Origin of the sequence: Kocuria sp. WN036 (assembly GCF_002287015.1) — a bacterium.
GTDB lineage: Bacteria > Actinomycetota > Actinomycetes > Actinomycetales > Micrococcaceae > Kocuria > Kocuria rosea.
In genome coordinates this window covers 76994-102125 of record NZ_NSKF01000011.1, presented here as the reverse complement: position 1 = coordinate 102125, position 25132 = coordinate 76994, and the positions used below count along the sequence as shown (strand labels likewise).

At 72.6% G+C, this 25132-nt stretch carries 22 protein-coding genes; 10 read left to right on the top strand and 12 right to left on the bottom strand.

What is annotated here, in order from left to right; all coding sequences use genetic code 11:
• The first annotated feature begins 169 nt into the window (after positions 1–169).
• The 4 genes from CK505_RS08980 to purU all read left to right on the top strand — a co-directional run bounded on the left by CK505_RS08980 (position 170) and on the right by purU (position 5893).
• Positions 170–1582 carry a hypothetical protein gene (locus CK505_RS08980; protein ID WP_095650856.1) on the top strand — a complete coding sequence of 471 codons (1413 nt, stop codon included), beginning with the start codon at positions 170–172 and terminating at the stop codon, positions 1580–1582.
• 188 nt (positions 1583–1770) lie between these two features.
• Positions 1771–3009 (top strand): benzoate/H(+) symporter BenE family transporter, encoded by a 1239-nt coding sequence (locus CK505_RS08975; protein WP_095650855.1) that lies wholly within the window; start codon positions 1771–1773, stop codon positions 3007–3009.
• A 252-nt stretch (positions 3010–3261) separates the two neighbouring features.
• Positions 3262–4407, top strand: coding sequence for a VIT1/CCC1 family protein (locus tag CK505_RS08970; RefSeq protein WP_095650854.1), 1146 nt, complete (start codon positions 3262–3264; stop codon positions 4405–4407).
• A gap of 619 nt (positions 4408–5026) precedes the next feature.
• Positions 5027–5893: a formyltetrahydrofolate deformylase gene (gene purU / locus CK505_RS08965; RefSeq protein ID WP_095650853.1), complete on the top strand. Its 867-nt coding sequence runs from the start codon at positions 5027–5029 to the stop codon at positions 5891–5893.
• A gap of 34 nt (positions 5894–5927) precedes the next feature.
• Here purU and CK505_RS08960 read toward each other — a convergent pair whose 3' ends face one another.
• The 4 genes from CK505_RS08960 to CK505_RS08945 form a co-directional block, all read right to left on the bottom strand.
• A complete protein-coding gene (locus tag CK505_RS08960; RefSeq protein ID WP_095650852.1) occupies positions 5928–6992 on the bottom strand; it encodes a Gfo/Idh/MocA family oxidoreductase in 1065 nt (354 codons plus the stop codon).
• 85 nt (positions 6993–7077) lie between these two features.
• Positions 7078–7911 (bottom strand): ATP-binding cassette domain-containing protein, encoded by an 834-nt coding sequence (locus tag CK505_RS08955; RefSeq protein WP_217905830.1) that lies wholly within the window; start codon positions 7909–7911, stop codon positions 7078–7080.
• A gap of 60 nt (positions 7912–7971) precedes the next feature.
• The gene (locus tag CK505_RS08950) at positions 7972–9072 is read right to left on the bottom strand and encodes an ABC transporter permease (protein ID WP_017832140.1); all 1101 of its coding nucleotides are present in this window, start codon (positions 9070–9072) and stop codon (positions 7972–7974) included.
• A 29-nt stretch (positions 9073–9101) separates the two neighbouring features.
• Entirely contained in the window at positions 9102–10043 is a 942-nt protein-coding gene (locus tag CK505_RS08945; RefSeq protein WP_017832139.1) for a substrate-binding domain-containing protein, read from the bottom strand.
• A gap of 278 nt (positions 10044–10321) precedes the next feature.
• On the opposite strand from CK505_RS08945, the gene CK505_RS08940 reads away from it, so the two are divergent.
• The 5 genes from CK505_RS08940 (at position 10322) to CK505_RS08925 (ending at position 14068) form a co-directional block, all read left to right on the top strand.
• Positions 10322–11062 carry a GntR family transcriptional regulator gene (locus CK505_RS08940; protein WP_017832138.1) on the top strand — a complete coding sequence of 247 codons (741 nt, stop codon included), beginning with the start codon at positions 10322–10324 and terminating at the stop codon, positions 11060–11062.
• 65 nt (positions 11063–11127) lie between these two features.
• Positions 11128–12045 carry a 5-deoxy-glucuronate isomerase gene (iolB, locus tag CK505_RS08935; protein WP_095650851.1) on the top strand — a complete coding sequence of 306 codons (918 nt, stop codon included), beginning with the start codon at positions 11128–11130 and terminating at the stop codon, positions 12043–12045.
• 8 nt (positions 12046–12053) lie between these two features.
• On the top strand, positions 12054–13541 hold the full coding sequence (locus CK505_RS08930) for an MFS transporter (RefSeq protein WP_095650850.1): 1488 nt from the start codon (positions 12054–12056) through the stop codon (positions 13539–13541).
• Positions 13538–13690, top strand: coding sequence for a hypothetical protein (locus CK505_RS18675; RefSeq protein ID WP_217987543.1), 153 nt, complete (start codon positions 13538–13540; stop codon positions 13688–13690). Before CK505_RS08930 ends, CK505_RS18675 begins: the two co-directional genes overlap by 4 nt.
• A gap of 12 nt (positions 13691–13702) precedes the next feature.
• Positions 13703–14068, top strand: coding sequence for an aldo/keto reductase (locus CK505_RS08925; RefSeq protein ID WP_217987542.1), 366 nt, complete (start codon positions 13703–13705; stop codon positions 14066–14068).
• 78 nt (positions 14069–14146) lie between these two features.
• Here CK505_RS08925 and CK505_RS08920 read toward each other — a convergent pair whose 3' ends face one another.
• Together CK505_RS08920 and CK505_RS08915 are read right to left on the bottom strand one after the other, a co-directional pair.
• Positions 14147–15154: a sugar phosphate isomerase/epimerase gene (locus CK505_RS08920; RefSeq protein WP_095650849.1), complete on the bottom strand. Its 1008-nt coding sequence runs from the start codon at positions 15152–15154 to the stop codon at positions 14147–14149.
• A complete protein-coding gene (locus tag CK505_RS08915) occupies positions 15151–16329 on the bottom strand; it encodes a Gfo/Idh/MocA family protein (protein WP_095650848.1) in 1179 nt (392 codons plus the stop codon). Before CK505_RS08915 ends, CK505_RS08920 begins: the two co-directional genes overlap by 4 nt.
• Positions 16330–16524: 195 nt before the next feature.
• Here CK505_RS08915 and CK505_RS08910 point away from each other — a divergent pair, with 195 nt between their 5' ends.
• Complete coding sequence (locus CK505_RS08910) at positions 16525–17529, top strand: LacI family DNA-binding transcriptional regulator (RefSeq protein ID WP_109222568.1); 1005 nt, start codon at positions 16525–16527, stop codon at positions 17527–17529.
• A gap of 102 nt (positions 17530–17631) precedes the next feature.
• Here the strand turns inward: CK505_RS08910 and CK505_RS08905 are convergent, their stop codons facing one another.
• The 6 genes from CK505_RS08905 to CK505_RS08880 form a co-directional block, all read right to left on the bottom strand.
• Positions 17632–18669: a Gfo/Idh/MocA family protein gene (locus tag CK505_RS08905; protein ID WP_017832130.1), complete on the bottom strand. Its 1038-nt coding sequence runs from the start codon at positions 18667–18669 to the stop codon at positions 17632–17634.
• Positions 18670–18758: 89 nt separating this feature from the next.
• On the bottom strand, positions 18759–20294 hold the full coding sequence (locus CK505_RS08900) for a CoA-acylating methylmalonate-semialdehyde dehydrogenase (RefSeq protein WP_095650847.1): 1536 nt from the start codon (positions 20292–20294) through the stop codon (positions 18759–18761).
• A 12-nt stretch (positions 20295–20306) separates the two neighbouring features.
• On the bottom strand, positions 20307–22262 hold the full coding sequence (gene iolD / locus CK505_RS08895; protein WP_095650846.1) for a 3D-(3,5/4)-trihydroxycyclohexane-1,2-dione acylhydrolase (decyclizing): 1956 nt from the start codon (positions 22260–22262) through the stop codon (positions 20307–20309).
• Positions 22259–23197, bottom strand: a complete 939-nt coding sequence (locus CK505_RS08890) for a deoxyribose-phosphate aldolase (RefSeq protein WP_095650845.1) — start codon at positions 23195–23197, stop codon at positions 22259–22261. The genes iolD and CK505_RS08890 overlap by 4 nt, the downstream gene beginning before the upstream one ends.
• Positions 23194–24180, bottom strand: a complete 987-nt coding sequence (iolC, locus tag CK505_RS08885) for a 5-dehydro-2-deoxygluconokinase (protein ID WP_035926933.1) — start codon at positions 24178–24180, stop codon at positions 23194–23196. Before iolC ends, CK505_RS08890 begins: the two co-directional genes overlap by 4 nt.
• The gene (locus CK505_RS08880; protein WP_095650844.1) at positions 24177–25103 is read right to left on the bottom strand and encodes a sugar phosphate isomerase/epimerase; all 927 of its coding nucleotides are present in this window, start codon (positions 25101–25103) and stop codon (positions 24177–24179) included. The genes iolC and CK505_RS08880 overlap by 4 nt, the downstream gene beginning before the upstream one ends.
• Positions 25104–25132: the final 29 nt, after the last annotated feature.

Below are 25132 nucleotides of genomic sequence, written 5' to 3'. Positions count from 1 at the left end.
CAGGGGGTCACATTCCCCCGCACGCGCGGCGACCGGGGAGCAGGCACTAGCATCTGAAGTGCGTGGTGTCGTACGGCGGCGTGGTGTCGTACGGCGGCGCGGCCCCCTCGGCCCGGGCGCCTTCCCCGAGCCGATCCGACCATCCGACCATCCGACCGGAGGATCCTCCATGCCCCATGCCGTGGCGGGTCTCGCAGCCTTCGTGCAGCGCTATGGCTCCCTGATCCACGCGATGGCCGACCGCGGGATGACCCGCGGCCAGGTGCGGATGCGCTTCCAGCTGCTGTTCCCCGAGGAGTCGACCGCCCTGCTGGACGCGGCGATCGCCCACCTGGGCGAGCGCTTCCCGCAGGACGCCTCGGCCCCGGACCTCAACGACGGTGCGGTCGGCGCCGGCGTGTGGCTGGTCATGGCCCAGCACCTCGGCCTGGTCCCGGCCCCGGACTACGCGGCGCTGAACCTGAGCACGGCCCTGGTCCGCGACGTCACGGGGCTGCTCGCGGCGTCCGACGCCGACGGCTCGCTCACCCGGCGGACCCTGGGGCTGATCGGGGCGGCCCAGCAGCACTGCGCTGAGAAGGCCTCCTGCCGCCCGCTCAGTGCGCACAGCTACGAGATCGCACGGCTGGGCCTGTGCACGGAGTCCGACTTCCTGTGCGTGCTCGCCCACCACTGGCCCGCGCCCGAGCGCACCGTCTCCCAGCGCCTGGGCGGCGGGCGGTGGGACGTGGCGCTCGAGCGGATCGGGCTGCAGGCCGGCGCGGAGCCCGCCCTCGAGCACGTCTTCACGGAGGAGGAGTACGCGACCGCCGTGACGACGTTCCTCTCCCACTGCCGCAGCACCGGCCACCACCCGACCACCGCCCGCTACGGCCGGTGGGTCGTCGAGCAGGAGGCGGGCAGCACCCGCCGCCCCTACTTCGACGGCGTCCGCCGGTTCTTCGGCTCCTGGGAGGAGGCCATGCGCTTCGCCTCCGCCCGCCAGCCGGCCGGGGAGCCCGTCGGGGACGGCTTCGCCGACACGAGGACCTGGTCCGACCTGGCCACCCCGGAGGCCCAGGAGATGCTGGGCCGCGCCGGCATCGGCGTGGTCCTGCCGGACGCGGCGGCCCCGGTGGCCGGCGAGGACGTGTGGGAGGACCTGCGCCGGCTCATCGCCACGGTGCTCGCCCGGCTGCCCTGGAACGACTTCCTCGTCGTGGAGTACGAGCGCGACGACGACCGGTCGGAGGCGCCCGTCGCGTGGGCCGGGGTCGGCCCGCACGGCGTGGAGTGCGCCGTGCTCTCGGGCGGCCAGCTCGCGCACGCGGCCTGGCCCGTGGACGCCACCTTCTTCCACGAGGACGAGTGGAACGAGCCCACGGGCTGGGACCAGCCGTGGACCACGGCCCCGCTGGGCTTCCCGGAGGCGGCGCAGAAGCTCGTCGAAGGCCTGCGCTTCGGCTGGGGCTGCGCCGACCCGTACCGCTTCCACTGGGGCGTGGGCTCCTTCCCCGCGGAGACCCGCGACGAGGCCTCGGTCATCGCCCCCGAGCGCCGGCAGTGGCGCACCCCGGCGGCCCCGGACACCGTCGACTCCTGAGCCCCGCCCGCCCACTCATATGCCGGGGGCGAAGAATCATGCAGGATCGATATTTATCCCCGGGTGAGCGGCGTCCTAGGCTGGCACGGTCCGCTGTTCCGCCACCGGGTGGCGCCGTCCGGTCCTGACGCCGCCGTCCGGTCCTGCGGTCGGACGCCGTCACCCGACCCCGCCCCCAGGAGCACCCCATGAGCCGCCACGTGCCGAGCACCACCCGGCAGGACGGGCAGCCTGCCCGCGGCCTCCGGCGGGACTGGTCGGCGTCGGCGGCCCTGGCGGGCTTCGTGGCCGTCGTCGTCTCCTATTCGGGCCCCGTGCTCGTGGTCCTCGAGGCGGCGCGGGCGGGCGGGCTCAGCCCGGAGCTCACCTCCTCCTGGCTGTGGGCCGTCTCGGTCGGCTCCGGCGTCACGTGCGCCCTCATGAGCCTGTGGACGCGCCAGCCCGTCATGGTGGCGTGGTCCATCCCGGGGGCTGCGCTGCTCATCACCTCGCTCGGCAGCTACTCCTTCTCCGACGCCGTGGGCGCCTACGTGGTCACGGGCGTCCTGGGCCTGGTCCTGGGCGTGACGGGGCTGATCGGCCGGATCCTGGCCGCCGTGCCGAAGCCCATCACCGCCGCCGTCCTGGCCGGCGTGCTCTTCCCCTTCGCCATCAAGGTGGCGGCGGCCGTCGTCGAGAACCCGTGGGTGGCCGGCGCCCTCGTCCTCGGCTACCTCCTGGGCCGGCGGTTCTTCCCCCGCTACGCCGTCTTCGCCGCGCTGGGCCTGGGCGTGCTGGCGGCTCTCGTCCGAGGCCGGATCGAGCCCGTGGCCCTGGACCTGTCCCTCACCCAGCCGGTGCTGACCGTGCCCACGTTCTCGTGGGAGGCGATCGCCGGGATCAGCATCCCGCTGCTGATCGTGACCGCGGCCGGGCAGAACGCCCCGGGCCTGGCCATGATGCACACGGCGGGCTACGCCGCCCGCGACCGCCTGCTGCTCGGCGCCTCGGGCGTTGCGTCGGTCGCCTTCGCGCCCTTCGGCAGCCACGCCCTGAACCTCGCGGCCGTCACCGCGGGCATCGCGACCAGCCCCGAGTCCCACCCGGACCTCGGCCGCCGCTACGTGGCCGGCATCTCGTGCGGGGTCTTCTACGTCCTCTTCGGCCTGTTCGCGGACACCCTCGTCGCCGCGTTCGCCGCGATCCCCCCGGGGATGATCACGGCCCTCGCGGGGGTGGCCCTGCTGGGCGCCCTGCAGGGGTCCTTCTTCGACAGCATGCACCCCGGCCGGCACCAGCCGGCGGTCATCGAGGCGGCGCTCATCACCCTGGTGGTCACGGTCTCCGGCATCGCCCCCTACGGCATCGTCTCCCCGTTCTGGGGCATGCTCGCGGGCATCGGGTCGTACGCGATCCTGCGCCGCCCCGCGGCGGCCGCCACCCGCTGAGCACTCCCGCGCGGCTTCGGCGCACCGAATCCCGGGGCCGGCGCCCCGGGTCTACACTCGTCGGGAAGCGAAGGGGAGTAGTTCCCGGGTGCCGTGCACCCGTCGGTCTGTCGCCATCCCGGTCTCGACGAGGAGTCCCGGCAGCCCACCCGTGCCCGCGGGCGAACGAGACCTTCCGGACGACACCGCACCCCGGTCGGACCCCGCGCGCCCCGTGCCGCCCCGGGCCGCGCCGGGCCCGAGGAAGGCCGCATGACACCCGCACCCGACGCCCACGCCCCCACGCCCTGGGGAGACCCCGCCCGCCCGGCCCGGCCCGAGCGCGGACAGATCCGCCGCTGGCGCAAGTACCTCGCGGAGGAGCGCGCCGAGGCGCGGATCTACAGCCTCCTCGCCGCCCGCAGCACCGGCCGGGAGCAGGAGATCCTGCACCAGGTCGCCGAGGCCGAGCAGCGCCACGCCGAGCACTGGGTCCGGCTGCTCGGCCCCCACGCGGAGGCCGAGGCCCGGCCGTCCCTGTACTCCCGGCTGCTGATCTTCCTCGCCACGCACTTCGGCTCCGTCTTCGTCCTGGCCCTGATCCAGCGCGCCGAGAGCCGCTCCCCCTACGACCGGGAGGAGGACGCGTCCGACGCCATGGCGGCCGACGAGGCGGTGCACGAGGAGATCATCCGCGCCCTCGCCACCGAGGGCCGGCACAAGCTCTCCGGCAACTTCCGGGCAGCGGTCTTCGGCGCCAACGACGGCCTCGTGTCCAACCTCGCGCTGGTCATGGGCGTGGGTGCCACCGGCACCTCCCCCGGGATGGTGCTCTTCGCGGGCATCGCCGGCCTGCTCGCGGGGGCGCTGTCCATGGGGGCCGGGGAGTTCGTGTCCGTGCGCTCGCAGCGCGAGCTGCTCGACGCCTCCCAGCCGACCCAGGTGACGCTGCACGTGGCGCCGAACCTGGACCTGGACGCCAACGAGCTCGTGCTGATCTACCGGGCGAGGGGCATGAGCGAGGAGGCCGCCGAGCACCGTGCGGCGGAGCGGCTGGGCTTCTTCGAGTGCGACTGCGATCCCTCCCGGTCGTTCCGCGACACCGTCGAGGACGAGCCGGCGCCGCACTCCACCGTGGCCCTCGGCACCGACCTGGGGGCCGCGGCGTCGAGCTTCTGCTTCTTCGCCTCCGGCGCGATCATCCCGATCCTGCCGTACCTGGCGGGCCTCACCGGGGTCCCCGCGATGCTCGTGGCCCTCGTCCTCGTGGGGCTCGCCCTGCTGGTGACGGGCGGCCTGGTCGGGCTGCTCTCCGGGGCCTCACCCTGGAAGCGCGGGCTGCGCCAGCTGGCCATCGGCTACGGCGCCGCCCTGGCCACGTATCTCCTCGGCCTGCTCTTCAACACGAGCGTCGCCTGACCGGTCGTCACGAAGGCAAACCGAGGCTGTCCTCACTTGAGGGGACATCCCGGGCGGCCGGCGGAGCCCCCGGCTCCGCAACCGTCCGCGAAACCCCTGGTCGGAGCGGATTCCCTGCCGATTCCGCCGCCCCCGCGCCCCGCCGACCGGCCCACGTTCCGGGGGCGGCCGGAGGCTCAGGGCCCGCCCCGCGAATTCCCCGGGGAAACCGGGTGCGGACGCGGCACCGCGTCGGATAAGGTGGCGATCGTGGTGAGAACCACAGCAATGGGGGAAATTGCACGGATCGGACCGATTCGGACGCACTGGGGGGTGCACCGTCTGCGGCATCCGTGTTCTGAAAGCCGCTCAGCCCACGGCTCTCCTCTGTTGAGGCGTTCAACGCCTGCCGATGGCCGCGGGTCCTCCATGGGAGGCGCATCTCTCCCCGCGCCGGGCGGACTCCTACCGCCCGTTCCCGCGGCCATCGGTCTACACCGCACCACCTCCGCCCCGGTCGTCCCGCTCCGCACGCCGTCCCGGCGCCCTGCCCGCTGGGGCTAGGATCGTAGGGCCGCGCCCGCCGTCGTCGAGACCGGACCGCGCGGCGCACCCGTCATCAGCGCCGAGGAGCCCGCCCATGCCCGCCCAGGGGACCGTCGAACACGTCCTGACCGTCCACTGCCCCGAGGCCCACGGGCTCGTGAGCGCCATCACGTCCAACCTGACGCAGCAGGGCTGCGACATCTTCGACGTGAAGCACTTCTCGGACCGTTTCACCGACGAGTTCTTCATCCGCTGCCACACCGTCAGCGAGGCCGGCACCGCCACCGTGGAGTCCCTGACCGAGGGCTTCGCCCCGGTCGCGGAGCAGCACGACATGCGGTTCCGGCTGGTCTCCGTGCAGCGCCGGACCCGGGTGCTCGTCATGGTGTCCCGCTTCTCCCACTGCCTCACGGACCTGCTGCACCGCACCAGGATCGGCGAGCTGCCCATCGAGATCGTGGCCGTGGTCTCCAACCACCTCGACCACAAGAGCCTCGTGGAGTGGCACGAGGTCCCCTTCCACCACGTCCCCGTCACGGCAGCGACCAAGCCGCAGGCCGAGGGCCGGCTGCTCGAGCTCGTGGACCGCTACGACGTCGAGCTGGTCGTGCTGGCCCGCTACATGCAGGTGCTCTCCGACGAGCTGACGCGGGAGCTGTCGGGGAAGTGCATCAACATCCACCACTCCTTCCTGCCCTCGTTCAAGGGCGCCAAGCCCTACCACCAGGCCTACGCCCGGGGCGTGAAGATGGTGGGGGCCACCGCCCACTACGTGACGGCGGACCTCGACGAGGGCCCGATCATCGCCCAGCGCGTCATGCCCGTGGACCACGCCCACACCCCGGCGGACCTCGTGGCGGTGGGCCGCGACGCCGAGATGCAGGCGCTGTCCCGCGCCGTGAAGTGGCACGCCGAGGGCCGCGTGGTGCTCTCCGGCAACCGCACCATCGTCCTGGTCTGACCCGGCCCCCGCGCCCCGGGGCGGCCGGGCGCGCTCATGCGCGGGCGGGCCGGCGGACCGGCGGCGCCGAGCCGTCGGACGTCCCGAGAGGCTCCACCCGGACCGGGGCGCCAGTCTCGAGCGAGCGCTGCGCGGCGTCGGCCACCCGGGAGGCCGCCACGGCGTCGCGGGCCGTGCAGGGGCTGGGGATCTCCCCGTGCACCACGCGCACGAAGGCCGCCATCTCGCGGCGGTAGGCCTCGGCGAAGCGCTCGTGGAACGTGGTGTGCGGGGGCCCGGCCGGGAATCCGACCCCGGGCTCGGCCGAGCGCATCGCCATGTGCTCGTCCATCCCCACGGCCACCGAGCCCTTCGAGCCCTGCAGCTCGAGCCGCACGTCGTGGCCCGCGCCGTTGTAGCGGGTCGCGGCCACGGTGGCCACCGTGCCGTCGTCGAGGGTGAGCACGGCCAGCGCGGTGTCGACGTCGCCCACCTCGCCGATCCGGGGGTCCCCGCGGTTGGACCCGCGGGCGTACACCTCGACGACCTCGCGGCCGGTGATCCAGCGGAGGACGTCGACGTCGTGCACGGAGCAGTCCCGGAACAGCCCGCCCGAGGTCGCGAGGAACTCGACCGGCGGCGGGGTCATGTCACCGGTCATCGCGCGCACGGTGTGCAGCCAGCCCAGCTCGCCCGCGGCGTACAGCTCCCGGGCCCGGACGTAGCCGGGGTCGAAGCGGCGCTGGTGACCGATCTGGACCACGCCCTGCACGCGCTCGATCTCGTCGAGCAGGGGCAGCGCCTCCGCCACGGACAGCGCCACCGGCTTCTCGCAGAAGACCGGCAGCCCCGCGGCCAGGCCCGTCCGGATCAGCTCCGGGTGCGTGGCCGTGCCGGTCGCCACGACGAGGCCGTCCACCCCGTCCTCGAGCAGCGACTCGACCGTGGGCTGCGGCACCGCCCCCGTCCGGCCGGCCACGGCGGCCGCCTGCTCGGGCACGGCGTCCACGATGCTCAGCCGCACCGCCGGCTCACCCCCGGGACCGCGCAGGGCGGCGAGGTGGGCGGCGTGCATGGCGCCGATGCGGCCGGCGCCGATCAGTCCGATCCGGACGGTCATGGCGGGGAGTCCTTTCGACGGGGAGGGGTGCGGTGGGACCGACCCCGCGCCCGGAGTTCTCCGGGGGCGCGGGGCCGGGGTCCGGTCAGGCGCGGGGGCGGGCCTGAGACTCGGCCATGTCGGCCTGGACCTGCTGCATCTGCGAGGTGTGCCCGCCGAGCTGCTCGAGCTCGTGGGTGAGCTCCTCCAGCTCGGCGCCGCCGGCCATCTGGGCGGTGAGGTCCCCGAGCAGGATGTCCTTCTTCTCGTAGTAGCCGATGGACCGCCCGCGCTTGAGCAGCAGGAACCGGTCCCCCACGGGGTAGGCGTGGTGCGGGTTGTGGGTGATGAACACCACGCCCAGGCCGCGTTCCTTGGCCTGGAGGATGTAGCGCAGCACCACCCCGGACTGCTTCACGCCCAGGGCTGCGGTGGGCTCGTCCAGGATCAGCACCTTCGCCCCGAAGTGCACCGCGCGGGCGATGGCCACGCACTGGCGCTCCCCACCCGAGAGGGTGCCGATGGGCTGGTCCACGTCGCGCAGGTCGATGCCCATGTCGGCGAGCTCCTGCTTGGTGGTCTCCTTCATCCTCGCCACGTCCAGGCGCTTGAACGGCCCGAACCCGGTGGTGAGCTCGGAGCCCAGGAAGAAGTTGCGCCACACCGGCATCAGCGGGACCACGGCGAGGTCCTGGTACACGGTGGCGATCCCGGCATCGAGGGCCTGCCGGGGCGAGGTGAAGGTGGTCTCCTCCCCGCCGACCCGCAGGGTCCCGTCGGTGTGCTGGTGGAGCCCGGCGATGATCTTGATCAGGGTGGACTTGCCGGCCCCGTTGTCGCCGAGCACGCAGGTGACCTTCCCGGCGTCGACGGTCATGGTGACCTCGCGCAGGGCGATGATGTTGCCGTAGCGCTTGCCGACGTCCGCGAGCTCCACCAGGGGCGCGGCGGTGTCGGTGGTGGTGCCCGTGGGCGTGTTCTGCGTCGACACGGTGGTCACCTACTTCCTCTCGACGCGCTTGCGCACGTACATGTTCACGATGGTGGCCAGCAGCAGCATCAGGCCCAGGAAGAACTTGAACCAGTCCGGGTTCCACTCGGCGTAGACGATGCCCCGCGACGCGATGCCGAAGATCAGCGCGCCCAGGGCGCCGCCGATCGCGGAGCCGAAGCCGCCGGTGAGCAGGCACCCGCCGATCACGGCGCCGATGATGTAGAGGAACTCGTTGCCCACGCCCTCCCCGGACTGAACGGAGTCGAAGGCGAAGAGGTTGTGCATGCCCAGCAGCCAGCCGCACAGGCCCACGCCCATGAACAGCCCGATCTTGGTCTTCGCCACCGGCACGCCCACGGCGCGGGCGGCGTTCTCGTCCCCGCCCACGGCGAAGATCCAGTTGCCGATCCTCGTCTTGAGCAGGATGAACGTGGCGACCGCCACCAGGGCGATCCAGTAGAAGACGGTGATCCGCACGTTCACCCCGGCGATGGTCACCGAGGAGGCGAAGATCGCCTTGGCGGAGTCGAAGCCGTCCATGGTGCTGATCGAGGGCGAGGAGACCGAGCCGCCGATCAGCCGGGTCAGGGCCAGGTTGAGCCCCGTGAGCATGAGGAACGTCGACAGGGTCACGATGAAGGAGGGCAGCTTGGTGCGCATCAGCAGCCAGCCGTTGATCAGCCCGATCGCCAGCGAGGTCAGCAGGGCGATGCCCACCCCGACCCAGACGTTGACGGCGAAGAACCAGCTGAACATCGAGGCGGCCAGCGCGGAGGTGATCACGGCCACCCCGGTGGAGAGGTCGAACTCCCCGCCGATCATCAGCAGGGACACCCCCACCACCATGATCCCGATGGTCGAGGCCCCGTAGAGCACGGTGGAGATGGACTGGGCCTGGGTGATCGAGGGGGCGGCGACGGCGAAGAACAGCGCCACCACGATCGCCCCGACCAGCGCCCCGATCTCGGGGCGGGCCAGGAAGGTGCCCAGCAGGCCCTTGGTCTGGATGCGCTCGTCGGCCGGGGCCGCGGCGGTGGGCGTGGAGGGGGCTCCGGAGGAGCCGCGGTCCGGCGCCGGTGCGGCGGCCGGTGTACGGGTGGAGGTCATGGTCTTCTGCTCCTGGGTCCCGGGCCCGCTCAGCGGATGCCCTCGTTCGCGTACTCGAGGACGTCCTCGGCGTTCGACGAGTCCACGACGGCGGGACCCGTGAGCGTCGCCTGGCCGCCGCCGATCTTGAAGGCGCCCCGGTGGTTCTGCCACAGGGAGTCCACGGACAGGTAGCCCTGCAGCCACGGCTGCTGGTCGATGGTGAACAGCACGTCGCCGTCGACGACGGCCTGGGCGAGGTCGCCGTTCATGTCGAAGGACGCGACGGTCGCGTCGCTGCCGGCCGACTCCTTCGCCTCGAGCAGGGTCATCGTGTAGGGCGCGCCGAGCCCGATGATCGAGTCGGCCTCCGTCGAGGCCTGCAGCTTGGCCGTGGCGGTCGAGGACACCTGGGTCATGTCCGTGCCCTGCACGTAGAGGATCTCCGTCTCGGGCAGCGCCTCCTTGACGCCGGCGCACCGGGCCTCGAGGCCCACGTGGCCCTGCTCCTGGATCACGCAGATCGGGTGCTGCAGGCCCTCCTCCTTGAGCCGCTCCCCCGCCGTCTGCCCGGCCAGCTGCTCGTCGGACCCGAAGTGCGCGAACGCGCCGAGGTCCTCGAACTCGTTCTCGCCGGCGTTGAGGGTCACCACCGGGATGCCGGCCTCCTCGGCCTGGGCCAGCACGTCCCGCAGGGCGTCGGGCTTGGCCAGGGTCACGGCGATCCCGTCGACGCCCTGGTCGATGTACTGCTGCACGAGCTGGGCCTGGCGCCCGCCCTCGGGATCGGAGGCGTAGAGGAACTCCACGTTGTCCTTCGCCGAGGCCTCCTCGGCGCCCGCGCGGATCCGGTCCCAGAACGTGTCGCCCGGGGCGGCATGCGTGATCATGGCGATCTTGATCTGCTCGGTCTGGGCCGCCTGGCCACCGCCGCCCTCGCCCGCGGCCGTGGTCTCCCGGCCACCCTCGGACGAGCAGCCGGCGAGCGCCATGGCCGGGACCAGCAGGGCGGCGGCGGCCAGGAGACGCCGGGGTGCCCTGGGCCGCAGGCTCTCGGGGGAAGGACGTCGTGCACTCATGGGAATTTCTCCTCGTGTCGTTGCGGGGCCTCGCGCCTCGGGGCGCCGCCTCGGCCGTCCGCTTGGGGATCATCCTGGGTGACCCGGATCACAGATGTCAATAGAATGTATGGACATATTCACATCTCCCCCTTCACAATGGAGGAAGTCGGCGGTCCCGCCCGCTCGGTTCCACTCCTTGGAGGTCCACCATGTCCGGCCCACTCCGTCTCACGGTCGACAAGACCTCCCCCGTGCCCCTCTACCACCAGGTGGCGCAGGGGCTGGAGGACGCGATCCGCAGCGGTGAGCTGCCCCCGGGAACCAAGCTGGACAACGAGATCGACCTCGCCAACCGGCTCAACCTGTCCCGGCCCACCATGCGCAAGGCCATGGACCAGCTCGTGCGCGCCGGGCTGCTGGTGCGCAAGCGCGGTGTGGGCACCCAGGTGGTGGGCAGCCAGGTCCGCCGCTCGCTCGAGCTGACCAGTCTGCACGAGGACCTCCAGCGCAGCGGGGGCAGTCCCAGCACGGACGTGCTGGACTTCGCGCGGATCCCTGCCGACGACGAGGTGGCGCTGCTGCTGGGCATCGCGCCGGGCGACGAGGTCTACCACCTCGTGCGCCTGCGCGGCACGGACGGCGAGCCGCTGGCCCTCATGGAGAACTGGATCCCCTGCGCGCTGTGCGAGCTCACCCGCGAGCAGCTCGAGCAGGAAGGGCTGTACTCCCTCATGCGCGGCCAGGGCGTCAACTTCCAGCTGGCCCACCAGCGGGTGGGCGCCGTCTCGGCCGACGCGTTCCAGGCGGAGCAGCTGGGCGTCGAGCCCGGCGCCGCGCTGGTCAGCATGCACCGCACCGCCATGGACGACCTCGGCCGGCAAGTGGAGACCGGCCGGCACGTGTACCGGGCCGACAAGTACACCTTCGAGCTGACCCTCGTCCAGCGCTGAGCGCCGGACCACCGCCTCGGCCCGAGACCACCGCACGACGACGACACCGGAAGGCACACCGACCCATGCACACCGACAGCCCCCGCCCCGAATGGGTCCACCCCAAGGACTCCGCCGCCCAGGACGGCTGGTTCGTCTCCCTGGGCGGCCACGACTCCGCCGCCGAAGTCCCCGGCTGGGCCCACACGGGCCTGCGCGTGGCCGACCTCGGCCCGGGCGGACGGATCCACCTGGACGCCGCCGAGGAGGAGCGCATCGTGGTGCCCCTGGCGGGGAGCTTCACCGCCGAGACGGGCGGCGAGCGCTACGACCTCGCCGGCCGGTCGTCGGTCTTCGCCGGCCCCACCGACGTCCTCTACACCGGGATCCGCCGGGACCTGACCGTGTCCACCGCCACCGGCGGCCGGGTGGCCGTGGCCTCGGCGCCCGCCCGCGCGGAGCACCCGACGCGGCTCGTGACCCGCGAAGAGATCCCGGTGGAGCTGCGCGGGGCGGGGAACTGCTCGCGCCAGGTGCACAACTTCGGCACGCCCGCCGCACTGGAGGCCGACCGGTTCATCGTGTGCGAGGTGCTCACCCCGGCCGGCAACTGGTCCTCCTACCCGCCCCACAAGCACGACGAGGAGAAGGACGGGGAGACCGCCCTGGAGGAGATCTACTACTTCGAGACGCAGCTCGCCGAGGGCATGCCCGCCCCGGAGTCCGGCGGCACCGACCCCATGGGCTACCAGCGGGTCTACGCCTCGGACGACCGCCCCATCGACGTCAGCGCCGAGGTGCGCTCCGGCGACGTCGTCCTGGTGCCCTACGGCTGGCACGGGCCCGCCATGGCGACCCCCGGCTACGACCTGTACTACCTCAACGTCATGGCCGGGCCGGGCCGGGTGCGGGAGTGGCTGATCAGCGACGACCCCCACCACGGCTGGATCCGCCGGACCTGGGACGAGTCGGCCGTCGACCCCCGGCTGCCCTTCGGCCACTGACCGGTTCCGTGCCGATCCGTCCGGGCGACCGCACCCGGAGTCGTCCCCCGGACGACGGGACCGCCCGCACATGGAGCCGCCGGCTCGCGCTGCTCGTGTCCACCGTGCTGTTCATGGAGCACCTCGACGGCACGATCCTCGTCACCGCGGCGCCGAGCATCGCGGCCGATCTCGGCGTCGGCAGCGCCGAGATCGGCCTCGCGATGACCGTCTACCTCGTCACGGTGGCCACGTTCATCCCCGTGGGCGGCTGGCTCGCCGGCCGATTCGGGCCCCGGCGGGTGTTCTGCGCATCCATTGTCGTCTTCACGCTCGCCTCCCTCCTGTGCGCTGCCGGCAGCAGCCTCCCGGCACTGGTGGCGGCGCGGGTCCTTCAGGGCCTCGGCGGGGCCATGATGGTCCCGGTCGGGCAGCTCATCGTCCTGCGCGCAACGGACCGGCGCGATCTGCTGCGGGCCATCGCATGGATCACGTGGCCGGCGCTGCTCGCGCCCGTGCTGGCCCCGCTCGTGGGCGGGCTGCTGACCTCCTGGGCGAGCTGGCACTGGATCTTCCTGATCAACGTCCCGGTGGGCGCGGCGGCCCTCGTCGCGGCGCTGCGGCTCGTCCGGGACACGGAGACCGAACGCCGGTCCCTCGACGTGCCGGGGCTGCTGTGGTGCACGGTCGCCGTGTTCGGCCTGGTCGCCGGTCTGCAGCTCGTCCCGCACGCCGGATGGGCCGGCGCCGTGGTCGGGCTGCTGTGCGTCGCGGCCCTCAGCGGAGACGTCGCCGTGCGCTGGCTGCTGCGCGCCGCGAACCCCCTGCTGGACCTGCGGGTCTACCGGATCGCCGGCTACCGGGCGGCGAACTCGGGCGGCTTCGTCTACCGGGCGGTCGTCAGCTCGGTCCCGTTCCTGCTGCCGCTGCTGCTCCAGGACGGATTCGGCCGGTCGCCCGTGGAGTCCGGTCTGCTCGTCACCGCGGTGTTCCTCGGCAACGTGGGCGTCAAGCCGGCCACCACCCCGCTGCTGCGCCGGTTCGGGTTCCGCACCGTCCTCATCGCCTCCGTGTCCGGCGGTGCGGTCTGCATCGCGACGTTCCTGCTCCTGGCTCCGGGCACGCCCCTGTGGCTCGTCACCCTGCTGCTGCTGGCCAGCGGGGCGCTGCGCTCGATCGGATTCACCGCCTACAACTCCCTGCAGTTCGCCGACGTGGAACCGGCGCAGATCTCTTCGGCGAACACCCTGTCCGCCACCAGCGCGCAACTGGCCACCGGGCTGGGGATCGCCGTGGGAGCCCTCGTCCTGCAGCTGGCCTCGGCCGCTGCCGGAATTCTCCCCGAGGCCGGAGACCTGCTCCCGTACCGGGCGGCCTTCGCCGTCATGGCAACCCTGCTCCTGCTGCCCCTGGTCAGTGCGCTGCGGCTCCCACCCTCGGTGGCCGAGCACGTCAGCGGGCACGCCACCACCGTCCCGGCGCCACCCCGCACCCCTTCAGGAAAGAGGACACCATGACCGCTCTTCCCGAACGCCCGCTCAGCGACGCCACGACCCTGCCGGCCCTCGGCTTCGGCACCTTCCCGCACGAAGAGGCGGACTCCGCCGCAGTCACCGAGCACGCCCTGGACGTGGGCTACCGGCTGCTGGACACCGCCCTGAGCTAGGAGGCCACCGGGGTGACTCCGGCGGTGAACCAGATCGAGATGCACCCCTATTTCGGACAGCGCCCGCAGCGACAGTTCCACGCCGAGCACGGCATCCTCACACAGAGCTGGAGCCCGCTCGGGCGGGGCGGGGCCCTGCTGGCCGAACCGGCACTGGAGGAGATCGCCCGCGCCCACGGCGTCGGGACCGGTCAGGTCGTGCTGCGCTGGCACGTCCAGCAGGGGGTCGTCCCGATCCCCACCTCCGCGAACCCGGAGCGACGCCGCGTCAACCGGGAACTGGATTTCGAGCTCAGTCCCGAGCAGATGGCCGCCGTCGACAGGTTGGAGCAGGGTCGCATCTGGGGCCAGGACCCCGAGGAGTACGAGGAGTTCTGAGCCCCCGCTCCACCGGCCCAGGTGCGCGACAGGGCCCCCTCCACCCGGAGGGGGCCCTGTCGTCGTCCGTGGACGGTGTCAGCGCAGGGCGCCGACGGACGCGGCGGCGCCCTTCAGGACGCCGGCGGCGATCTCGAGGCCCTCGATCCGGCCCAGGGAGGTGTCCTCGTGCTCGATGTTGACGGCCATGTCCGGGTCGACCTCGTGCAGCGCGGTGAGGAACTCGGCCCAGTAGGCGGTGTCGTGGCCGCGGCCCAGTGCCACGAAGTCCCACGCGGAGTCCTTCGGCCACTCGTTGGCCCACTCGTCGCCGCCGAGGTTGGTGCGGTCCTCCTCGGGGGAGAGGCGGCGGAAGCTGTTGTCCAGCACACCGTAGAGCGCGGCGTTGTCCTTGTTGATCCGCACGTCCTTCGCGGCCGCGTGGAGGATCAGCGGGCCGAGCTCGCGGACCACGGCGACCGGGTCCATCTGCTGCCAGAACAGGTGCGAGGCGTCGAGCTCCACCCCCACGTGGGTGGCCCCGGTCAGCTCGATGAGCTTGCGGACGTCGACGGTGTTGAAGACGACGTTCTGCGGGTGCAGCTCCAGGGCCACCTTCACGCCGTGGTCGGCGGCCATCCGGTCGGTCTCCCGCCAGAAATCGGCGACGAGACCCCACTGGTAGTCCAGCACGTCCAGGGAGGCGGAGTTCCAGGCGTTGACGATCCAGTTAGGCACGGTGGCCCCGGGCTCCCCGCCGGGCAGCCCGGACATGGTGACCACCCGGGTCTGGCCCAGCCGCTCGGCCAGCCGGATGGAGCGGCGGATGTCCTCGGCGTGCTTCTCCCCGATGGCACGCTTGGGGTGCAGCGGGTTGCCGTTGCAGTTCAGCCCGGCGATCGACACGCCGGTGCCCTCGAAGATCGCGAGATAGTCGTCGCGGGCGGCGTCGCTCTCGAGGATCTGGTCCATGTCCGGGACGTGGACGGCCGGCAGGAATCCACCGGTGTTGATCTCGATGCCGGTCAGGCCGAGGTCGGCGATGACCTTCAGGGCCTCCGGGAGCGGGCGGTCGTGCAGGATCGCGTTGTAGACGCCGAGCTTCACAGGACGACCTTCTTTCCGTGGTGGGTGGCGGACTCCACGGCCGCCCCCAGGATCTCCATGTTGTGCACGCCGTCCGCGAAGGAGGCGTTGCGCGGCAGCGAGGCGGACTCGTCCAGACCTGCGACCTCCTCGAGGAAGGCGCGGGCCTGGTAGCCGAAGGCGTCGTTCTGGCCGAAGCCCACACCGGGGGCGTCCATGGCCAGTCCCTGCGACAGGTAGGGGTGGCCGGGGCCGAGGTTGACGGTGCGGTAGCCGTTGGTGGCCTCGGGTCCGTCGGTGAGGAACAGCTCGATCTCGGCCGGGCGCAGCTGGTTGAACCGCGCGGCACCCTTCTCGCAGAACACCTCGAAGGTCAGCGTGTTGGGGTGCCCGGCGGCCACCCGGGAGACCTCGAGGCTGCCGGCGCCGGAGGCGAACTCCGCGGAGTAGGCGGCGTAGTCGTCGTTCTCGACCGGCTCGTGGACGTCGCTGACCTCCACCAGGTGGTGGCCGGTCACCGCGCCCAGGGGCAGGGGGCGTTCGGTGATGGTGGTGGCCAGGCGTCCGCCGGACACGGAGGCGATGTCGCCGCAGAGGAACTCCGCGACGTAGGCCAGGTGGCTGCCGACATCGGCCAGCGCCCCGGAGCCGGGGCCGCCCTTGTAGCGCCAGCTCATCGGGGCCTTGGGGTTGAACCCGTAGTCGGTCCAGTACCGGCCGCTGAAGTGCAGGACCTTGCCCAGGGTGCCGTCCTGGATCAGGTCGCGGATCGCGGCGATGCCGGGGGTGCGCCGGAAGGTGAAGCCGATCCGGGCGACGGACTGCGCCTGCTCGGCGGCGGCGGCCATGGCGCGGGCGTCCTCGAGGGTGTCGCTGAGCGGCTTCTCGCACAGCACGTGCTTGCCCGCCTCCAGCAGGCCCTCGACCGCCCGGCGGTGGAAGCGGTTGGCGATGACGACGCTGACCACGTCGATCTCCGGGTCCTCCGCGACCGCCTCCCAGGACCCGACGGCCTTCTGGTAGCCGGAGCGGCGGGCCACGTGAGCCCCCAGGGTCTCGTTGACGTCGCCGACGGCGACGTAGCGCAGCGGGGGCAGGACGGGATCGTAGAGCGTGGGGGCCACACGGTAGGCGGCCGCGTGGGCCTGGCCTGCCATGCCGGCGCCGATGACGGCGATGCCGATGCTGTCGGTCATGTTTCTCTCCTGGACTGGGGACGGGACGGGGACGGTTCGGGAAAGGGGACGAACACGCACGAAGAGCGGCCGTTGCTCCGGGCCCTGTGGCACCGGTCATGATTGGAGCGCTCCAACGAGCGTAGGATCTTCTGCGGACCGGGTCAAGAGGTTTGTCAGGACAAATTCGGGAGAGCGATCGGGGACAATGCTGTGGTGAACACTCGACCGCCCACCATCTACGACGTCGCCCGGAGCGCGGGCGTCTCCAAGTCCTTGGTGTCCCTCGTCCTGCGCGGCTCCCCCAGCGTCTCCGAGGCCCGGCGGACAGCCGTCCTGGAGGCGGTGGAGCGGCTGGGCTACCGCCCCAGCCAGGCCGCCGCGGCGCTGGCCGGGGCGACGACGCGCACCATCGGGGTGGTCATCGACGACTGGCGGAACCTGTGGTTCGTGGAGCTGCTGCGCGGTCTGCAGGAGGGCCTGGCGCCGCACGGGCTGCGGATCGCGGTCGCCGACCACACGCTCAACGCGCACGTGGAGGCGCACCCGCTGGACGGCTTCCTGTCGATGCGCGTCGACGGGCTGGTGATCGCCACCGAGCCGACCGGGGCCATGCGCGTGCCCGAGGGACTGCCCGTCGTGGTGGCCGGCCACCGGGAGGGCGTGGTGCCGGGTGCCGAGGTCGTCGCCAACGACGACCGGCTCGGCGCGCGCCTGGCGACGGAGCACCTGATCGGCCTCGGCCACCGCGGCATCGGCCACCTCACGGGCGGCGGCGGAGCGGCCCGGCTGCGGGCGGAGGGCTTCGCGGCGGCGATGGCCGCGGCCGGCCTCGAGCCCCGCACCGTCGCCGGGCACGGTGCCACCACGGAGGAGGACGGCTACGCCGCCGCGGTGCGCCTGCTCGACGCCGTCCCGGAGACCACGGCGGTCTTCGCCGCCAACGACACCATGGCCATGGGGGCGCTCGCGGCGGCCGGTGAGCGCGGGCTGCGCGTGCCTCAGGAGCTCTCGGTGGTCGGCTACGACGACTCCCCCATCGCCTCCACCCATCTCCTGCGGCTGACCACCGTCGACAGCCGCAACGCGGAGATCGGCGCGGTGGCCGCCGAGCGGCTGGTGGCCCGGATCGGCGGGGGCCCGGACACGGGGGCGGCGGTCCTGCTCGAGCCGGAGCTGGTCGTCCGCGGCTCCACGGCGGCACCCCGCGCGACCGGGTGACGGCGGGGCCCCGCGAGCGCCCCGCCGCCGCGCCGGGGAAACGGGTCAGGGCGCGGCGGGGCCCTCGCCCCGCCGCGCCCTGACGCCGGCCCCCGCTGCCACTCAGGCGCGGGCGGCCACCGGTGCCGTGCTGTAGAGCTCCGGCTTCGGCTGCATCCGCACGGGCACGATCTCCCCGCTGGCCTGCGCCCGGACGCCGGCCTCGCAGCACGCGGCCGTGGCGTAGCCGTCCCATGCGGAGGGCCCGCCGATCTGCCCGCGCGCGGCGGCGTCGACCCACGCCTGGATCTCGCGGTCGTAGGCCTCGACGAAGCGCTCCTCGAAGCCCGGGGTGACGCTGCCGCCCCAGGTGCCGGCCGTGCGGACGTAGGGTTCGGTGTCGCCGCCGATGCCCACCACGCCGGTCTCGAAGGACGCCTGCGTGGCGACCTGGTAGCCGAACTGCGCGTTGACGTAGGCCTCGACCTGGGCGAGGATCCCGGACTCGGTCTCCATGAGCACCAGCTGCGGGTCCTTCTGGCCCTCCGGGGCGTTGCGGGTGGAGCGCCCGATCCGGACCTGGACCGAGGTGATCTCCTCCCCGGTGAAGAAGCGCACGGCGTCGAACTCGTGCACCACGGAGTCGTTGATGATCATCTCGTTGGTGAACCCGGGCGGGGTGGTCGGGTTGCGGTGCTGGTGGTGCAGGGTCAGCAGCTCCCCGTAGGTCTGCTCCTCGATCATCCGGCGCAGGGCGAGATAGCCCGCGTCGAAGCGGCGCATGAAGCCGACCTGGATCAGCTGCCGGCCGGCGGCGACCTCGGCCTCGACCACGCGCCAGGAGGACTCCGCGTCCGGGGTCAGCGGCTTCTCGCACAGCGTGGGCAGCCCGTGCTCGATCGCGGACAGCAGCACCTGCTCGTGCAGGAACCCGGGGGTGGCGATGAGGGCGGCGTCGATGTCGTCCCGGTCGAGCACCTCCTGGAAGTCGGTGTGGGCCACCGCGCCGGGGATGTGGGCGATGGCGGCCTCGGCCCGGGCCCGGTCGATGTCGACGACGGCGGCGATCTCGGCGCCGTTGATCCGGCGGTGGATGCGCTCGATGTGGTCGGCGCCCATGCGGCCGGCTCCGACGACGGCTACGCGCAGCGGGGTGTTCATGGTGTTCTCCTTCCGCCGCCCCTGCGGGGCGGGATGTGCGGGGCGCTCCCGCCGGTCCGGGGACCGGCGGGAGCGGGGTGGCGTGCGGGTCAGTGGTCGGACGAGGACGGGAAGGCGAAGGACGCCCCCGAGGCGTGGTGCGGCTCGGGCCACCGCTCGGTGACGGCCTTGCCGCGGGTGTAGAAGCGCACGCCGTCGGGCCCGTAGATGTGGTGGTCGCCGAACAGCGAGGCCTTCCAGCCGCCGAAGGAGTGCCAGGCGACGGGCACGGGGATCGGGACGTTGACGCCGATCATGCCCACGGTCACCTGCCGCTTGAACTGGCGGGCGTAGGCGCCGGAGGAGGTGAAGATCGCGGTGCCGTTGCCGTACGGGTTGGCGTTGATGACCTCGATGCCCTCCTCCAGGGTGTCCACGCGCAGCACCACGAGGACGGGCCCGAAGATCTCCTCCTCGTAGGCCTGCATGTCCTTCCGGACCCTGTCCAGGACGGTGGGGCCCACGAAGAAGCCGTCCTCGTGGTCCTTCACGATCAGGTCGCGGCCGTCCACGACGACGGCGGCGCCGTCCTGCTCGGCGGCGGTGACGATCCGGCGCACCCGGTCCCGGGACGCGGGGGTGATGACGGGGCCCATGTCGGAGGAGGCGTCCATGCCGTTGCCCACGGTGATGTCCTTGGCCCGCTCGGCCAGCTTGTCCACGAGCAGGTCCGCGGCCTCGCCGACGGCCACGGCCACGGACACGGCCATGCAGCGCTCCCCGGCGGAGCCGAAGGCGGCCGCGGTGAGGTTGTCGGCCGCGGAGTCCATGTCGGCGTCCGGCAGCACGATCGCGTGGTTCTTCGCCCCGCCGAGGGCCTGGACGCGCTTGCCGTGCTTGGTCGCGGTCTCGTGCACGTACTGCGCGATCGGGGTGGAGCCCACGAACGAGATGCCGTCCACGTCCGGGTGGGTCAGCAGCCCGTCCACGGCCTCCTTGCCGCCGTGCAGCACCTGGAACACCCCGTCCGGCAGTCCGGCCCGCTGCCACAGCTCGGCGATCAGCAGGGCCGGGGAGGGGTCCCGCTCGGAAGGCTTGAGGATGAAGGCGTTGCCGGTGGCGATCGCCACCGGGGCCATCCACAGCGGCACCATGACGGGGAAGTTGAACGGGGTGATGCCCGCGACCACGCCGAGGGGCTGGCGGAAGGAGTAGACGTCGATGCCGGTGGAGAACTGGTCGGAGTACTCCCCCTTGAGCTGCTCGGCGATCCCGCAGGCGAACTCGACGACCTCGAGGCCGCGGCCCACCTCGCCCTTGGCGTCGGAGAGCACCTTGCCGTGCTCGGCGGTGATCAGGGCGGCGAGGTCGTCGGTGTGGGCGGCCACGAGCTCGCGGAACTTGAACAGCACGGCGGTGCGCTTGGCCAGGGACACGTCGCCCCACGAGTCGGCGGCCTTCCGCGCCGCGGCCACCGTGGTCTGCAGGTCCTCGTCGGTGGCCAGGTGCAGGATGCCGGACACCTGCCCGGTGGCGGGGTTGTAGATCTCCTGGGTGCGGTCACCGGTGCCGGGCGTGCGGGCCCCGGCGATGAAGTGCTCGACGTGCTGGATCTGCTGGTCGGTCCTGTCGATCTGCTGGGTCATGGGACTCCTCCTTCAGTTCCCCAGCAGCGGACGCTGCCGGGCCTTGTGCTGCTGGTAGACCTCGTAGGCCTCGTTCGTGGACTCGAGGGTGGCGGTGCCCGTGACGGGCACGTCCCACCAGGACTCGGAGCTGGGCGCGTCGATCAGCGGGTCCGACTCCACGTGCACGAGCACGGGACCGGAGCCCTCGGGCACGGCCTTGGCCTCGGCCACGCACCGCTGCAGCCGGTCGATCACGCCCTCGCCGGGCTCGACCCGCAGCACGCGCACGCCGAGGGACTCGGCGTTCGTGGCGAGGTCGATCGGCAACGTCGAGCCGTCGTCGAAGCTGTGCCGCTGCCCGTCGAGGTAGCGGTACTTCGTGCCGAAGCGCTGGGACCCCAGCTGCTCCGAGAGCGCGCCGATCGAGGCGTAGCCGTGGTTCTGGATCAGCACCACCACGAGCTTGAGCCCCTCGGCCACGGCCGTGACGAGCTCGGTGTGCATCATCAGGTAGGAGCCGTCCCCGACCATGACGACGACGTCGCGCGCGTCCTGCGGCGTCCCGGCCCGCTGGGCCTCGGCCACGGCGGCCCGCCTGACCCCGAGCCCGCCGGCGATCTCGTAGCCCATGCAGGAGAACGCGTACTCGACGTGGTAGCCGAAGGCGTCCTTGACCCGCCACATCTTGTGCAGGTCACCGGGCAGCGAGCCCGCCGCGCACACGACGACGTCGCGGTCGTCCATGGCCTCGTTGACGGCCCCGATGATCTCGTTCTGGCTGGGCAGCGGCAGGTGCCGCTCGGAGAACGCCGCGTCCACGGTCGCGTCCCAGCGCTGCTTCTCGGCTTCGACGGTCGCCGCGAGGTCCGCACCGACCCGGTACCCGCCCAGCGCCTGCGTCAGTTCGACGAGCGTCTTGCGGGCGTCGGCGACGACCGGCACGGCGGTGCCCTGCTTGTAGGCGTCGAACGCCGCGACGTTGATGTTGACGAAGCGCACGTCCGGGTGCTGGAACGCGGTGCGGGACGCGGTGGTGAAGTCCTCGTACCGGGTGCCGATGCCGATCACCAGGTCGGCGTCGGCGACCACGGCGTTGGAGGCCGTGGAGCCGGTGGAGCCGACGGCCCCGAGGCACAGCGGGTGGTCCCAGTCCATGACCCCCACGCCCGCCTGGGTGTAGGTCACGGGGATCCCGGTGGTCTCGGCGAACTCGGCCAGCGCCTCGGTGGCGAAGGAGTAGTGCACCCCGCCGCCGGCGATGACCACGGGCCGCTCGGCCGCACGGATCGCCGCGACGGCCGCGCGGACGTCCTCCTCCTCGGGCGCCGGCCGGCGGATCCGCCACTCCCGGGGGGCGAGGAACTCCTCGGGCACCTCCAGCGGCTCGGCCTGCACGTCCTGCGGGAGCGCGATCGTCACGGCGCCGGTCTCGGCCGGGTCCGTGAGCACCCGCATGCCGTTGAGCAGCGCCGAGAAGAGCTGCTCCGGCCGCCAGACGCGGTCGAAGTAGCGGGACACCGGCCGGAAGACGTCGTTGACGGTGATGTCGTTGGCGTCGGGGCGCTCGAGCTGCTGGAGCACCGGGTCCGGGCGCCGGGAGGCGAACTGGTCCGAGGGGAACAGCAGCGCGGGCAGCCGGTTCGTGGTGGCCAGGGCGGCGCCGGTCACCATGTTGGTGGCGCCGGGGCCGATCGAGGTGGACACCGCGAAGGTGGCCCGGCGCCGGGTGTGCCGGGCGTAGCCGACGGCCTGGTGCACCTGGGCCTGCTCGTTGCGGCCCTGGTAGTAGGGCATCAGGGCGGGGTCCTGGGCCTGGTACTGCTTCAGGGCCTGCCCCACCCCGGCCACGTTGCCGTGGCCGAAGATGCCGAACATGCCCGGGATCGTGCGCTGCCGGTACTCCTCGGCACCGATCCGGTCGACGGTCCACTGGTTGGCCAGGAACTCCACGAGCGCCTGGGAGACGGAGAGGGTGCGGGTGCTCATCGGGCGGCTCCTTCCTCGACGGTGTGCCCCTTGAGCAGGGACGCGGCGGTGGCCACGGCGCCGGCGACGTCGCCGTCCTCGGGGTAGAGGAGGGTGCGGCCGACGGTCAGGCCCTGCACGCCGGGCAGCGCGAGGGCGGCCTCCCAGGTCGCGAAGACCTCGTCGGGCCGGCCGCTCGGGTCACCGCCCAGCAGGACCGTGGGCAGGGTGGTGGCCGCCATGACGCGCTCCATGTCCTCGACCACGGGAAGCTTCATCCACGTGTGCGCGGAGGTTCCCCCGAGCCCCTGGGCGATCGCCACGGACTGGATCACGGCGTCGGCGGAGAGGTCGTTGACGATGCCGGTGCCGGTGATCCGGGAGATGAACGGCTCCACCATCGCGATGAGGCCGAGGGCGGCGAGGGAGTCCACCACCCTGGCGGTGTTCTCCAGGACGGAGGTGGTGTGCGGGTCCTCGAAGCAGATGCGGGTGAGCATCTTGCCGCCGTCGGCGCCGATCCGGTCCAGGGCCTCGGCGGTGTGCCCCGTGAAGCGGTCGTCGATCTCGTTGACGAGGCCCGGCAGTCCGCCGCGGTTCATGGAGCCGAAGACGAGCTTGCCCTCGAGCGCCCCGAGCAGCAGCAGGTCGTCCAGCACGTCCGGGGAGGCGAGCACGCCGTCCACCTGGGGGTCCGCCAGGGCGATCTGCAGCCGGTCGAGCAGGCTGCGCCGGTCGGCCATGGCGTCGGCCTCGCCGCGCACCCGCAGGGCGCCGCGGGCCGCGTGGTCGGCGGCGACGACGAAGTTCTGCCGCCCGTGCACGGGTCCGGGGTGACGACGGCGGGAGTCCGCGGCGCGCTGGACGGCGCGCGGGTCCTCCAGCCGGACCCGGGTCAGGTGCTCGTAGCGGCGGGGGTCCGCCGTGTCGAGCTCGAGGGGGGTGGTCGTGGTCATCGGGTGGCTCCTTCGGGTACGGCGCGGCCGCGCTCGCGCAGCAGCTGGAAGACCTCGGCGGGGGTGGGCATGGCGTCGGAGCAGGAGATCTTCGAGGCCACGATCGCGCCTGAGGCGTTGGCGTAGTCGAGGACCTGCTCGAGGCTCCAGCCCTGGTTGATGCCGTGGCAGAAGGCCCCGCCGAAGGAGTCGCCGGCGCCGAGGCCGTTGACGGTCTCCACCGGGACGGGGGCCGAGACCACGCGCTCGTCGCGGGTCTTGGCCATGACCCCCTCGGGGCCGAGCTTGACGACGGCGATCCGCACGCCGGCCTCCAGCAGCCGGTCGGCCTGCTCGTCGGGGGTGCCCTCCCCCACGGCCACCGCGCACTCCTTGTCGTTGCCGATGGCGATGGTCACGTGGCCGAGCAGCTCGTGGACCTGCGCGCGGGCGTCCTCCTCGGACTCCCAGAACATGGGCCGGTAGTCGAGGTCCAGGATCGTGTGCTGGTCGGCCCGCAGCTGCTCGCGGGGACGGGCCTCGTGGGCGGCGAAGTGGGCCGCCCGGGACGGCTCCTGGCACAGGCCCGTGACGGTGGACCACAGGATCCGCGTGTCGGCCACGACCTCGGTGTCGATCTCCTCGGGCCGGATCTGCAGGTCCGGGGCCGTGGGGAAGCGTCCGTAGAAGTACAGCGGGAAGTCCTCGGGCGGGCGGATCGCGCAGAACGTGGCGGGGGTCTGCAGCCCCGGCACGGCGCTCACGAACCGGTCGTCCACGCCGTAGCGGGTGAGCTCGCGGTGCAGGAAGGTGGCGAACGGGTCGTCGCCGGTGCGGGTGATCACCGCGGTGGACTCGCCGTGGCGGGCCGCGGCGACCGCCACGTTCGACGGCGATCCGCCGAGGTACTTGCGGAACGTGGTCACGTCCTCGAGTCCGACGCCGATGTCGTCGGGGTAGATGTCGACGCTGATGCGTCCCAGGGTCACGACGTCGTAGCTCACGCGTGGGCCTCCGTCCTCTGCTCGGTGTGCTGCGGGGTGCCGGCGGCGGCCTTCCGGGCCGCCTCGGCGCGCTCGGTCATCTGCTCCAGCTGGTAGCGGGAGACCTCCATCGCGCTCTCGTCCTCGGCGAAGACCGAGGAGACCATCACGGAGTCCGCCCGGTCGAGGAAGCCGTTGGTGGCGAGGCCGCCGAAGAACTCGTCCCAGTCGACGTCACCGTCGCCGATCTTCAGGTGCTGGTGCACCCGGGCCGCGTTGCCCGGGGGGTTGGTGATGTAGCGCAGCCCGTGCGAGCGGTGGTGGTCCATCGTGTCCGCCACGTGCACCACGCGCAGGCGGTCGCCCACCGCGGCCATGATCTCCAGGGGCGCGTCCTCCATGTGGAAGGTGTGCGGGGCCACGTAGGCGAAGCCGAGGTTCGGGGAGTTCACGCCCCGGATCACCCGCCACGCCGCCAGGCCCTGCTCCACGAAGTCGTCGGGGTGCGGGTCGATCGCGATGTGCACGCCCTCCGCCTCGACGAGCGGCAGCAGCTCCTCCATGGAGCGGTAGAACGCGCGCTCGGACTCCTCGGCGAGCTCGGGCCGGCCGGAGAACTCGGTGTTCATCTGCTGCACCCCGAGGTCCACGGTCATCCGGACGGCGCGCTTCCAGTACCGCACGGCCGCCTCACGGGCGTCGGGGTCCGGGGAGGACCAGCGCAGCACGGGCAGCACGGAGGCGATCTGCACCCCGGCGGCACGGCAGACCGCCCGCAGGTCCGCGACGAGCCGGTCGTCGGCCTTGGGGTGGCCGAAGAAGGGCAGGAAGTCGGCGTGCGGCGTGAGCTGCAGGTGGTCGTAGCCCAGGTCCGCGGCGAGCTGCGGGAACTCGAGCAGGGAGTGGGTGGAATGGAACGGGGTGGGATCGAGGGCGATCTTCATGGGCGGATCTCCAGGTCTGTGGTGCGCGG